This is a genomic window from Alistipes onderdonkii (assembly GCF_025145285.1).
Taxonomy (GTDB): domain Bacteria; phylum Bacteroidota; class Bacteroidia; order Bacteroidales; family Rikenellaceae; genus Alistipes; species Alistipes onderdonkii.
This window is the reverse complement of sequence record NZ_CP102251.1, coordinates 1,095,216-1,108,280: the sequence shown is the minus strand read 5'-3', so window position 1 is coordinate 1,108,280 and position 13,065 is coordinate 1,095,216. Positions and strand designations below refer to the sequence as shown.

Annotated in this window: 7 protein-coding genes; all 7 read left to right on the top strand. The window is 56.3% G+C overall.

Annotation, left to right across the window (positions count from 1 at the left end; all coding sequences use genetic code 11):
* Positions 1–51: 51 nt before the first annotated feature.
* The 7 genes from NQ559_RS04640 (at position 52) to NQ559_RS04610 (ending at position 13,036) form a co-directional block, all read left to right on the top strand.
* A complete protein-coding gene (locus NQ559_RS04640) occupies positions 52–1,983 on the top strand; it encodes a hypothetical protein (protein WP_018696356.1) in 1,932 nt (643 codons plus the stop codon).
* Between the two features lie 185 nt (positions 1,984–2,168).
* Positions 2,169–5,351: a SusC/RagA family TonB-linked outer membrane protein gene (locus tag NQ559_RS04635; RefSeq protein WP_018696355.1), complete on the top strand. Its 3,183-nt coding sequence runs from the start codon at positions 2,169–2,171 to the stop codon at positions 5,349–5,351.
* 35 nt (positions 5,352–5,386) lie between these two features.
* Positions 5,387–7,033: a RagB/SusD family nutrient uptake outer membrane protein gene (locus NQ559_RS04630; protein ID WP_018696354.1), complete on the top strand. Its 1,647-nt coding sequence runs from the start codon at positions 5,387–5,389 to the stop codon at positions 7,031–7,033.
* A 43-nt stretch (positions 7,034–7,076) separates the two neighbouring features.
* A complete protein-coding gene (locus tag NQ559_RS04625; protein WP_018696353.1) occupies positions 7,077–9,617 on the top strand; it encodes a hypothetical protein in 2,541 nt (846 codons plus the stop codon).
* A 97-nt stretch (positions 9,618–9,714) separates the two neighbouring features.
* Positions 9,715–11,703, top strand: coding sequence for a S8 family peptidase (locus NQ559_RS04620; RefSeq protein ID WP_018696352.1), 1,989 nt, complete (start codon positions 9,715–9,717; stop codon positions 11,701–11,703).
* Between the two features lie 14 nt (positions 11,704–11,717).
* Positions 11,718–12,182: a lipocalin-like domain-containing protein gene (locus NQ559_RS04615; protein ID WP_014775559.1), complete on the top strand. Its 465-nt coding sequence runs from the start codon at positions 11,718–11,720 to the stop codon at positions 12,180–12,182.
* Positions 12,183–12,703: 521 nt separating this feature from the next.
* Positions 12,704–13,036 (top strand): RteC domain-containing protein, encoded by a 333-nt coding sequence (locus NQ559_RS04610; RefSeq protein WP_229126874.1) that lies wholly within the window; start codon positions 12,704–12,706, stop codon positions 13,034–13,036.
* Positions 13,037–13,065: the final 29 nt, after the last annotated feature.

Sequence of the window (13,065 nt, the reverse complement as noted above, 5' to 3'; positions counted from 1 at the left end):
ACCGGATAGCGCGGGGTTTTCCCGAACCCCGCGCTATTAAAAACAATCGTTATGAAAAACTCGACCCATTACAGACTGCGCGCGCTGGCGTGCGCGTTGCTCGCATCGGCAGCCATGCTGGGTGCATGCGATGACGACGATCCCAACGACGACCCCGACCCCGGGAAGAAGCCTCCTGTAACTCTGACCGATCAAATCCAGTACGACGGAGGCGATCTCGTCGGCATCAAGTCGGCAATCTATGTCGCTGAAGAAGACGGCAGCCACACCTTTTATCTCTCGCCGACCGAGGGGCTGATCAATGCCGAGCAGATGAAACAGGCCGACGATTATCTGCGCGTGATGGTGGAGAGCCCCAAGGGCACCGTGAACACGGCCTCCGATCCGTTCGAAATCGAATACAAGGATATTTCGGTGAAAAAGACGACGATGAACGACGTCGCGAGCGTAGAACTCTCCGCCGATCTGGTGACGGAAACCCGGCTCAATCTCTATACCTACGTCGAATTGAAGAGCGGCAAGACGCTGATCGCCCGTTACCAGAATACCTGTACGGAAGAGCGTGACGTCGAACTGACGAACCAATACGAGATCGACAATCGGATCGCCGCCGTCGGAAGCGTCGTCGAGTGGCGCAATGTCCGCGAAGGCAACCGCCGCTTCTGCCTCTACGAGCAAGAGGGCCTGGCCGCTCCCGAGGAGGGGGCTGCGGGCGTGGAGATTCTGCTTGCCGAGGAGCTGTTCGGAACGGAGGAAATCGACCTTGCGACAGCTGATCCCGCGAAGGTGCAGATTCGCTGCGGTGAATTCGCAACGGGCGCCGGGACGACCGGAACGCTGACGGCGAAGTACCTGACGGATAAATTCGGCACGATCGAGGGGCTCATCGTCGCGCTTGACGCTTCGAAAGACGGGAAGCGCCTGCGTGCCGCCTACGAAGGCACGTTCGCCGGAGGCTATGCGGCCACCAATACGATCAAGGTGACGGAGCCGGCAGCCGGAGGCGAGGCTGCGGCCGCAGCCGAGGCCCCGATCGCCGCGCTCTTCTCGCAGGAGCCGCAGGTCGGCAGCTACGTATTCGCTTTGGGCGATGCCGAAACGGCCGCAGCCCCGGCTGATCTTGCCAAAGGTCATTGGGCTGCGTATGTGCGGGTGCTGGCGGCCAAGTTCGACGGCGTGATCGACGTTGCGGCGCAGACCTCCGATTACTGGTTCCGGCTCTACGACCACAAGACCTATCAGACCTACTACGGCGAGGATGCGGGACTGACCGGTACGATCGAGACCCATCCCAATCCCGCTGGCGGCAAGGAGATTTATCTGCGGGTAAATCTGACGCTGAAAAACGGCATCGGGGTCGAAGCCGAATACTACGGTGTGCCGACGGCTGCGACGGCCGACGCAATGGATGAAGAAACATTGAAGCCCGTCAAACCGTTCGAGCCCTATATCAAATTCCTGGACAAGGATAACAAGGACATGCTGTATTGGCCCGTTACGGCGATGGAGGTGCGGCACGACCCGGCTTATCGGGATAGTTATACCGGCGATCTGCTATCGGGATATTGCTTCTATTTCCGGAATGCTTTCACCGAGAGTATCGATGCGGATAATACTACTCCGATGTTTTTCCTGCCGGACAGCTACCTCGACCATGAAGGAGAGATCGACCTGCCTGCGGAAGGCACGAATTGCAAATGGAACCTCAGGTTCCAGTATATGTATCTGTCCTCATATAACGGGTACGGATATTCCGACAAGGCTAAGTACTGCATGCGGTGTCCCGAGAAGGCGGCAGTGACCGTCAAGCAGGAGAACAAGGAGTGGATCTTCAAATTCTCGATGGTCGATTGGGGAGTATTCAGTACATGGAACCCTGATCCGACCGGAACCGGAAACACCTTGATCATCGAATTCCGGGGCAAGGCTGACAAGTATTCGGGCTCGAAGCCGAACGACCTTGCAGACGATTTCTACGAATAGGCTGCGATCCGGCCGGTTCGGTGACCGGACAGGCGGATGACATCCCCCCCCCTCCGGGCTTCCGGAAGGGGAGGAGGAATGTTTCGGCTCCGCGCCGGGACACGAAGACGGCAAATTTTCTACAATCATTTTTTTACCAGCGTTAAAATGGCGCATTTATGACCAAAAAAATCTTTCTATCATTGATGGCTGTTCTCGGCCTGTTCTTGTCCGCCCATGCGCAGGAACGGGAAATTACGGGTTCGGTCAAAGATCATGCGGGGGCCGGCATCGTCGGCGCCACCATTCTGGTCGAAGGCACTACGAAGGGTACGACCTCCGGTGCGGACGGCAGCTTTTCGATCAAAGCCGCACCGGACAATGTGCTGGTCGTATCGTTCATGGGTTATCAGTCCCACACGATCAAGGTGGGAACGCAAACCCGGATCGACGTCGTGCTGAAAGAGAACACACAGGCTATCGACGACGTGATCGTCGTGGCGTTCGGTACGGCAAAAAAGGAGGCTTTCACCGGTTCGGCGACCGTCATCAAATCGGACGACATCGCCAAGTCGCAGCAGTCGAACGTAGCGCAGGCTCTGGCCGGAAAGGTCGCGGGCGTGCAGCTGACCAACACCTCAGGACAGCCGGGAGAGAGTCCGACGATCCGCATCCGCGGTTTCAGTTCGCTCAACGCCGGCAACGATCCGCTCTGGATCGTGGACGGCATGCCTTACTCGGGAGACCTGAACAACCTCAACCCGAGTGACATCGAATCGATGACTGTGTTGAAGGACGCCGCCTCGAACTCGCTGTACGGCGCCCGCGGCGCCAACGGCGTAGTGATGATCACCACCAAAAAGGCCAAGTCGCAGGAGGCTCACGTGACAATCGACGCCAAGTGGGGCGTCAATTCGCGCGCCGTCCAGGATTATGCGTACATTACCAACCCGGCGCAATTTTACGAACTGCATTACAGTGCGCTGAAAAACTACTATGTCAATTCGGGAATGAGTATCGGCGAGGCCCATTTGCGCGCCAATACGAATTTGACGGCCAATGCGAATGACGGAGGTCTGGGCTATATGGTCTATACGGTTCCTTCCGGGCAGGAGTTCATCGGCATCAACGGTAAGGTCAATCCCGCTGCGACTCTCGGCCGCCGTCTCGTCTATGAGGGCAAGGAGTACTACATCCGTCCCGACGACTGGACCGATGCGGCTTTCCGCTCGTCCCTGCGTCAGGAGTACAACGCTTCGATCTCCGGCCAGACCGGGAACGCCTCGATCTACGGATCGTTCGGCTATTTGAACAACGAAGGTATCGCCTACAACTCGGACATGGATCGTTATACGGCCCGTCTGCGCGTGGACTATCAGGCCAAGAAGTGGCTCAAGTTCGGCGCCAATGCCAACTACACGCATTTCCGCTACAACCAGATCGACGACAGCGGCGCCGGTAACTCGTCGGGCAACGTTTTCGCTTATACGACGGCCGTCGGTCCGATCTATCCGCTCTACATCCGCGACGGCGAGGGTAATGTCATGTACAACGAGGACGGCATCAAGCTCTACGACTACGGCAACGGCGACAATGCCGGTATGGAGCGTTCGCTCTTCCCCAACAGCAACGCCCTCTCGGATTCGCGTCTCAACAAACAGGAAGCCGAAGGCAATGCTTTCAACGGTACGGGATATATCGACGTCACCTTCCTCAAGGATTTCAAATTCACGTTCAACGCCGGCGTTTCGCTCGACGAAACCCGCTCCACCTCGGTTACGAATCCCTGGTTCGGACAGTTCGCCAGCGAAAAAGGCATGGTCTCGAAGGGCCATCAACGGAATTTCGACCTCAACCTACAGCAGATTCTCAACTACACCAAGCAGATAGGCTCGCACAACATCAACGTGATGCTGGGCCACGAGTCCTACCAGAACCGCATTTACACGCTGTCGGCCACGAAAAGCAATATGCTGACGCAGGAAAACGACGAGCTTGCCGGGGCGATCATCGACAAACAGGGAGCCGGCTCTTACCGGGTTGAGTACAACAACGAGGGTTATTTCGCCCGTGTCATGTACGATTACGCAGGCAAATATTTCGCCTCGGCCTCCTACCGCCGCGACGCTTCTTCGCGCTTCCACCCCGACCACCGCTGGGGCAACTTCTGGTCGCTGGGCGGCGCATGGATCATTTCGAAAGAAAATTTCATGGAGAGCACCTATGAATGGCTCGACAATCTCAAGCTGAAGGCCTCGATCGGCTCGCAGGGTAACGACAACATCGGTAACTTCCGCTACACGAACACCTACACGATCGAAAACGCCAACGGAAAGGTCTCGACCGTCTTCAACGCCAAAGGATCCGAGAACATCACCTGGGAGACCAACTCCAACTTCAACGCCGGTGTGGAGTTCAGCTTCCTGCGCGGTACGGTTTCCGGAGGCGTCGAATATTTCCTCCGCAAGACGACCGACATGCTGCTGTCGTTCCCGGTAGCTCCGTCGCTGGGCTATTCGTCCTACTACGCCAACGTGGGCGACATGCGCAACAGCGGCGTCGAAATCGAGCTGAACTTTACGCCGATCCGACGGGAGCATGTCCAGTGGGACATCAACCTCAACATGACGCACCTGCGCAACAAGATCACCATGCTGCCTTCTGAACGACGAACCAAACAGGTCGATGGCTACTCCGGTTACGTGAGCGGCTCCACTTTCTTCGGAGAAGGGCTTCCGATGTACACTTTCTACATGAGGAAATATGCCGGTGTTTCGGACGAGGGCCTTTCGATGTGGTACATGAACGAAACCGACGACAAGGGCAACCCGACGGGCAAGCGCGTTACGACGACTGAATATGCCAAGGCGTCGGACTATCTCTGCGGCGACCCGATTCCCGATCTCTACGGTGGTTTCGGCACGAGTGTCAATTTCCGGGGCTTCGACCTGAGCGTGGCCTTCACCTACCAGATCGGCGGTCTGGCTTACGACTCGGGATACTCCGCGGCGATGTACTCGCCGGCCAACAAGACGACGGGTATGAACTGGCACAAGGACATCCTCAATGCATGGTCGGCGGACAATGCGTCGTCGAACATCCCGCGCCTGCAGTATGAAGACAAGGATCAGAACGGTATGTCTGATCGTTTCCTTACGGACGCCAGCTACCTGAACCTACAGAACATCAACTTCGGCTACACGCTGCCGTCGAATTTCACCAAGAAGGTCGGAATCGAGAAGGTGCGCGTCTACCTTGCCTGCGAGAATGTCTGGTACTGGTCCAAACGTCAGGGATTCGATCCCCGCTACTCTTATTCGGGATCGACGAGCCAGGCCACCTATTCGCCTGTAAGGACGATTTCGGGCGGCATCAACATTCAATTCTAATCGGCCTCAAACACTTTACGACAAACGACATGCATATGAAAAAAGCGACAAACATAACGCTCGCGACGCTGGCGGCAGCTTTGCTGGCAAGCAGCTGCATCAAAGAAGCCGACCCCTATGAAATAGCTACCGAGGATCAGGTCACCCTCGAAACGCTGATAGAAGGCATTCCGGCCTCGCTCGTACAGGCCGGTTCCGCAGGCTATGCAAGCGAAGGCCAAGCCTGGGATTTTGCCCTGCCGGCCATCCATATCGCCACGGAATCCATGACGGGCGACGTCGCCATTGGCGGCAATATCGGCTACGACTGGTTCGCACAGTGGGGAACCAACGAAGCGCTCGGCGCCGACTATGCCGTGGGTGCGCTCACGTGGAACAACTACTATGCGTGGATCATGGCGACCAACAACGTCATCAAACAGATCGACGCCTCGGATTTCGCGACGCTCGACGCCACGCAGAAGTCCTATCTGGGCTTCGCCTACGCCTATCGGGCCATGTTCTACCTCGATCTGGTGCGTCTGTACGAGTTCAAGGAGAACAATTACACTGAAGCGCCCGGGGTTCTCGGGCTGGGCGTGCCCATCGTACTGCCCGAGACTACCGAGGCCGAGGCCAAGAACAACCCCCGTGCCAAGGTCGACGACATCTACGATCAAGTGATCTTCCCCGACCTGGACAAGGCCGAAGAACTATTGAGCGGCTTTACTGCTCCCGACAAGTATACGATCAGTCCGGCGCTGGTCTACGGCCTGAAAGCTCGGGCCTGGCTTGAGCGCGGTACGGCCAAGAACGACGCCGAAGCCTATGTTTCCGCCGCCGAGTACGCCCGCTTGGCCATTAACGCCAGCGGCTGTACGCCCCTGACGCAGGAGCAGTGGGAAGACCCCTCGAACGGCTTCAACAGCGCCACGGCGAACAATGCCTGGATCTGGGGCCTCGCCCTGCCGAGCGAAAGCGTTGCCAACCTGTTCTGCTTCACGGCGCACATGAGCACGGAGAATGCGTGGAGTGCCTACGGAAACGACGCCTGCCGCTGCATCAACAGCAACCTTTACAACAGTATCGACCTGCGCGACTTCCGCCGCCATTCGTGGCTCGATCCCGACCGCAAAGACCCGGAGAAGGAGTCCTACGACTACAAAAGCTGCCGCAAAGAGGGGAAGGAATACTTCAATGAACTGCCCGATTACGCGAACATCAAGTTCCGTCCGGCGCAGGGCGCTTATGAGGATTTCAAGGTCGGCGGAGCCGCAGACCATCCCTACATGCGCGTCGAGGAGATGTACTTCATCGAGGCCGAGGCCAAGGCGCATGAAAATCTTGGCGAAGGAATTCGGCTGCTCAATGAGTTCATGAACAACTACCGCATTGTGGGCGGAGGTTACGACTGTACGAACATGTCGTCGTCGGTTGAAAATTTCACCAACGAGCTGATGCTTCAGAAGCGCATCGAGTTCTGGGGCGAAGGCATCGTCATGTTCGACATGAAGCGGCTCGACATGTCCACCCGACGGGGCTATGTGGGAACCAACTCTCCTGCCTCGTACCGGCTGAATACGGAAGGCCGTGCACCCTACTGGAACTTCGTGATCTCGCGCGGTGAGACGCAGAACAACCCCGTCATCGCCACGCAGAACAATCCCGATCCTTCGCAAACGGTCAAGCCGTGGAACGGGTGATGACCATCTGCGATCAAGCTGTCAAATCTAAAAGCAAATTACCGTGAAGACATTCAAGCATATATTACCGTTCCTGCTGGCACTTCTTGTCCTTGCCGGCTGCGAGGACGACGTGAACTATACGCAGGGAACCGCGGAGAATCCCGATTGCTACGGTGTCTACTTCCCGAAGAAGCAGGCTACTCGGACCGATCTGGAGTTCGAACCGGGAACCCAGACCGAAGCGACCTATACGGTCAAACGGCGCAACACCGTGGATCCGATCGTCGTTCCGGTCGTCGTGAAGTCCAACGTCGAGGATATTTTCGTCGTCGAGCCGATCGCATTCGATGCCGGAGAGGACGAGACGACCTTTACGATCAGTTTCCCCAAGGCCCAAATGGGTACGACCTACACTTGCGATATCAACATCGAAGATCCGCGCTACGCTTCGATCTACGGTGCCGATAAGGTGAACCTTTCGATATCGCTCGTGCTGGCCAAATGGGAATTGGTCACCGACGAAAAGACCGGTGAGACCAAAGGCCGCTACCGCGACGACATTCTGGGCAACTTCGCGTCGATAGACAACCCCAATGCTAATCCGAACCCCGAAATCGAACTCGAAATCTACGAGCGTTCGGACAAGAAGGGCTATTACCGCATGAAAGCCTACACTCCGGAGCTGATGAACATCTTCGCCGGAGGACAGGTAAACCACGAGAACCGCAACGTCTGGACCTATGTCGATGCCTCGGATCCGAACAAGGTCTATTATCCCTACCAATCGACCGGTCTGACCCTCTTTTCCGATATGGGTGAGTGGTACATCGCATCGCAGACACCGGAAAATTTCGCCATGGACGAATCAGCCGGACAATATGGCACGCTCAATAACGGCGTGATTACCTTCCCGGCGCAGGGTATCGTGCTCGAACCGAGCGAAGGTGAATATGCCGGAAAATTCTTCTATGCCAACGCAAACGGTCTGCAGCGGATCATGCTTCCCGGAGCCAGGGTCTACGATTACTCGGTGGCCCTCACCAAAAGCGAACCCGCAGACGGTGTCGTCGAAATCGGCGCCACCCTCTCCGAGGACACCCGAGAGTTCCGCTATGCGATCTTCACGGGCAATTTGAGCGACGGCGAGGCGAGCCTCAAGGCACAGGAGATGGCCGATGGCAAGATCGCCGCGGAACTCATCAAGACGATCACTGTTTCGGGGACGATTTCCGTTCAGGATCTGGAAGGCGGCACCGGCAAGTACACGCTTGTAGGCTGCATCTACGGTTCGGACGAAGAGGCGAATCCGGAGGGCGGCGAAACGGCGTCGCAGAATCTGAAAATGCAGGGCTACGCCTCCATTCCGTTCGGATATATCGCCAAGGGCGACGAGGACAAGGTTTCCGTCATTCTCAACATCGGGCTCGAAGCCACGAACGAATTCGCGGGACAAGGCATTACGACGGACAATGCGGCGAAATTCTGGGCCTACGGCGAGGAAATAGAATCCGTCAAATACGGTGTCTTCAAGACGAAAGCCATCCAGGGACTGGACATGACGGCTTTCCTCCAGCAGATGGGCAAGGATTTCACCAAAGAGCAGCTCGATGCCATCAACGGCGGACATTACAGCATCATGCTCACGGGGCTGAACGGCGACACGGAGTATACGTTCGCCGGACTGGCTTACAACGGATATGTCCGCAAACTCGTCACGGCATCCATCAAGACTACCGGCAAATACAACCCGGGATTGGAGAGCGAGTTCCTCTACTCGGACTTCCTGCCGCAGAAAGAACAACCCTCGAAGGAGTATCTCATTTCGACCGAATGGAACTATTATGCCATCAACGTCATGGATGAAAAGCAGATGCGCCGGAAGATCGGTACGGTAACCATTGAAGACGACCCGACGCCAGACAGTTCGGTCGATCTGCTGACCATTACTGGGCTTACCGGTCTCACATTCGACGAAGGCGGTCGGATTCCGGCGGTCTACGTTCCCTCCACTGCTCCGCTCGCAGGCATAACCGGCGCTATCTCCCCGCTTCTTTCGCAAACGCCGATCGGTGTCATCAACGGAGAGGACATCCTCGCCGGCTGCGTCTCGGAGGAGAACCCCGGAGCCCTCTATGCGGTCAATTATCCGTTCATCGGAGGCGCCGTGGCCGACGGTTACATCTATTTCGTGCCCACCCCGAACTATGTCGAGCAGGGAGCCACGTTCCGTTATCTGTATACGTTGAGTGCGACGACCCCCTATTCGATCCTTACGGACATGCTGCTCGTCGATCCCGCCAAGGATATGGGCGGCATTCCCGAACTGGCGGCAGAGCGGATCGCAGAATTGCGCCAGATGGCCGCAGAGCTCCGGCAGCCACGGAATTACGTCGAACGGCTTGAATTCTCCGTTTCCACAGGACGCGGTTCCGTCAAAACCGTACCGACCGACTATGCGAAAGGATTCCTGCCCGCATCGGCTCCTGAAACGAAAGCCGTAAGGGCTACGGTCGGATTCAGCGACGCTGTGCAGCGTGCGAACGGTTCGGGATCGGAACTCCGCTTCCGGAAAACGGCCGTTGCCGAAATCACGCTCAAGTAATATTGGATCGGGAGAGGCCGGTCGTCCGGCAAGTGCCGGCCTCTCCCTTCTTTCCAAGCCAAAAACAACCTGCCGGACTCAAAAATCAGCATGATATATGCATAACAAAACGAAACTCCTGATTTTCGCTTCCCTGCTGCTGGCCGCCTGCTCGACGGATCCCATGCAGGAGATACCGAACCGCGGGGATTCCGCTCCCGAAATCGAGACTTCGGGCAAAATCTGCAATACGTCGGACGACGCCGTGGCCGGTTCGCTCATCGTAAAATTCGGCGAAGAAGCCATTCCCAGTCTCGAACAGAATGCGTTGAATGCGGCCAAGACCCGTTCGGCGCTGACCCGTTCGGGCATCGAATCCGTCGATGACATCCTGAACGACCTGCATGTCACCTCGCTGGAGCGCGTCTTCCCCGAAGCCGGCGAACACGAGGCCCGCACCCGTGCGGCAGGGCTTCACAGATGGTATGTGCTCCGGTTCGCATCGGAGGAGGATCTCGACAAGGCGGCGGAGAGACTCGCGGGTGTCGCCGAAATCTCGAAAGTACAGTTCCGCACCCGTCTCTACCGGGCTTCCGACTGCAAAACCTATCCGTTCCAAGCAACGGCGAACGGCCAGACCCGCGCTTTGGTTACAGCGGATTTCAACGACCCGAATCTTTTCTGGCAGTGGCATTACATCAACAATGCCGACCAGGCCGTTGCCACTACATCGGTGGCCGGAGCCGACATCAATGTGGCCGACGCATGGAAGCTCACGGCAGGTAATCCCGAAGTCATCGTCGCCATCGTGGACGAAGGGGTGAAATACACTCATCCGGATCTGGCGGCCAACATGTGGATCAATCCGAACCCTTCGCCCGAATACAAGAACCAGGACATTCACGGATGGAACTTCGCTGCCGACGGTCCCATTTCATGGGGTCAGAAGGGCGATTCGGGACACGGAACGCACGTTGCGGGCACGGTAGCCGCCGTCAATAACAACGGCATCGGCGTCTGCGGCGTGGCCGGAGGTACGGGCAAGGGAGACGGTGTGCGTCTCATGTCGTGCCAGATCTTCTCGGGAGACCTGACGGGTGACGCCCTCGTGTCGAGCCGTGCCGTAAAATACGCCGCGGATCACGGTGCCTCCATCCTCCAGTGCTCGTGGGGCATCAAGGCTGGAATATACACGTCGGACAACATGTTCATCAAACAATCGCCGATGGATTACGAGGCGCTTCAGTACTTCGCCGCCCAGAAGAACTGCGAGGCCCTCGACGGCGGACTGATCATTTTTTCCGCCGGCAACGAATCGACAGCCATGTCCGGCTATCCGGCAGGCTATCGTGATTATATCTCCGTCACCTCGTTCTCGCCCGACTACCTGCCAGCCAATTATACCAACTACGGTTCCGGCTGTAATATCGCGGCTCCCGGCGGCGAAACGAGCGGTTTGAGCGGTGGGGAGAAAGCCGGCGTCCTTTCGACGCTCTGCTCCGAAACGAGCAACGGAGCGGATTACGGCTACATGCAGGGAACCTCGATGGCTTGCCCGCACGTCTCGGGCGTAGCCGCACTCGGCCTCTCCTATGCCCTGGAGAAAGGGAAGAGATACTCGCTCGACGAATTCAAGACCATGCTGCTCACCTCGGTCAATGAAATCGACTCCCGGCTGGGCGAAGGCTCGAAAGCTACGATCGCCGACGTGTCGATTTACCGCGGCAAAATGGGCACCGGCATTACCGATGCCTATCAGCTGCTCATGCAGATTGAAGGAACGCCTTGTCTGCAGGTCGCATTGGGCGAGGTGCAGCTCATTCCGCTGACGCAGCATTTCGGACAGGGTGCCGAAGACCTTACCTATACCGATATCCAGATGTCGGCCAAGGATATGGAAAAGCTTGGCATCAAGGCGGCTCCTAAAATGTATAATGGAAAACTGATGATCAAATGCACGAAACCCGGATCGGCCAAAATCAAGGTTTCGGCGATAGCCGGCGGTACGAAACCTGGAACGGGCGTCGTGATGGGCGGCATGGTCATCACCAAGGAATTCGCCGTCATCGCCCGTTCGGCCGGCGCAGCAAACGGAGGTTGGTTATAAAAACAGTGCTTGCAATGAAAAAACATCTTTATCATCTGCTCGTTTTCTCCCTGCTCGGCATTTTCGCCGCAAGCTGTTCGGATGACGACGATGCCCCCAACATTCAGTCGGAAATCGTAGGCGAATGGCGCCTTACTTCTTGGTCAGAGAATGCTCCCGAAGGATTTGAGGTATACGTAGAATTCACTTCGGCAGCGACATTCGGACTTTATCAGAAGGTCGAAACATCGAACTACACCAAATACACCGGGCGTTATTCGATCGACGGATCCCGGCTGACCGGAGTGTACGACGACGGCGAGAGCTGGGGCAACGGCTACGATTTCGAGTTGACGAATGGCGGGAACACCCTGACGATGACCACCCGAACCGAGCCGGCCGAAACCAGCGTATATTCCCGGACGATCATTCCGGATGACGTGCGCAATGCCCGAACATCCCGTGCCGAGTTTTCTCTGGAAATGAGGCGAATGCTATAATCTGTAATATTCGTGCCGCTCCGGCATTAAGTGTAAGGTAAGGACAAGAAGATGTGGTTGAAACGCTAATAACGGTCAGACCAGTAACGCTTCAAAGTGTGGAAGGCATTTGTCAACCGACAAATAATTTCGAGTGAAAATCTCTTATCTATAATGTGTTAAAACATTAAAATAAAAAGTTCAAAATTACGAGATTGCTCACTGGGATAGGATGGTTAAAACCATCCTATCTTTTTTTAGAATATTTCTACGAGAACTGCAATATAAGCATTCAGACAATTGCATGTTTTAGCAAGATTTATTGAAATTTAATGTTTTAAATGTATCAATCTGAAATAAAAATCTTTGATATTTGAGTGATGATTTACGTTTTCTGCCGACTGGCATATTTGCCCCCGTGGACATTTGTCTGTTGTCCCTGAACGCAATTCCTGTCATGTAATCCCGTAATAATGCACGATCCGCGTCCGGCGGCGCTTGTCGCGCTTTGGGAAGGAGCCGTCTCACATCTGGAATTTGAGATGCGGATGGTCCATCTGCGTATCGAGCATTCTGCGGTCATGAACCGGTTGCGGGAACCCGAAAAACCCCGCTCGGCGCTCTATCTGGCCGAGCCGTTCACGCCGACGGATCTCATGGAGCTGATTACGGCGTTGCATACTGCCGGCGTGGGACGGCGTATCGACGGTACCCGTGCCAATGTGGAACAGTTGGTCGAGCTGTTCTCGTGGATGTTCAATGTCCGTATCAACAATCCCATCCAGTGCCGCCGTGGGGTCATCAACCGCAAGTTGCGGCTGACACGGTTTCTGGATCTGCTGCGCAACTCTCTGATTGAAGAGAGCCAGCGATAGGCGTCGGCGCCCCTCATCCGAGGGGCGCT